Source organism: Paenibacillus caui, from assembly GCF_019904135.1.
Taxonomy (GTDB): domain Bacteria; phylum Bacillota; class Bacilli; order Paenibacillales; family Paenibacillaceae; genus Fontibacillus; species Fontibacillus caui.
Genome location: NZ_JAIOGQ010000081.1, coordinates 1 through 829 on the forward strand (window position 1 = coordinate 1; position 829 = coordinate 829).

Consider the following 829-nt stretch of genomic DNA (forward strand, 5'->3'; position numbering starts at 1 on the left):
GCAGACATTACTTCACCCGTAATCGAGATCGGTATGTACAGGGACTTCTGGTCGAATGCAACTATGCTCGCTATTTTCACTAGCATAAACTAGCTGACTGTTCAAGCACTAACTTTGGTGTAGAGCCTTTTTTCCCGTTCCTTATTGTGAATTGAGAATTATCTTGTAACATTTGAATTGCTAAATAAGTAGATAAGGCATTAGATTTATCATTAATAAAAAAACTAAAACCTCCATCTTCACTTTTATATTGGTTAACAATATTAAAAATAGTGTTAGGAGATATTTTAATCTTATAATTCAAATCATTAGCTAGTTCTATTAATGTTGATAAAATATTAATAGGGTAACTTTTGTCATATTTGACCATTATATGTTTCTGATAGTCATTTAGTAGAGCAACTAGTTCATTATTAAACTTAACTAAAAGTTTCGGTTCAACAATTTTTGCTATATCTACCAAGTTTTTAATATTTGCTACTTTATCAAATATGCTTGATGATGATATAAACTCATCTTGAAATGCTTTTTCGATCCATATTTTTACATATTCCATATTATAATCTGGATTAATAGTATGGAGTACATATAAAGCCATATAGGTAGCAAGATAGTCTTTCCGTCCATTACTTCCTTTGTTATCACTAATACTATCTGTAAAGGTGCCATCACTTTGGCGCATTTTTAACACCATATTAGTAACTGGACAGTGAAAAGTTCTCAATAAAAATATAACCCTCTCAAGCGATTGTATGGTATCCTTTAGTTTCCACACAGAAAGGAGATCCAATCGCAGAAAGGGTTATAGCAAGTAGTGTACCCGATTTCA

1 protein-coding gene is annotated in these 829 nt (G+C 31.4%); it reads right to left on the bottom strand.

Features of this window, described 5'->3' with window-relative positions; translation table 11 throughout:
* Positions 1-79: 79 nt before the first annotated feature.
* Positions 80-775 carry a hypothetical protein gene (locus K7397_RS21185; protein WP_223070556.1) on the bottom strand — a complete coding sequence of 232 codons (696 nt, stop codon included), beginning with the start codon at positions 773-775 and terminating at the stop codon, positions 80-82.
* Positions 776-829: the final 54 nt, after the last annotated feature.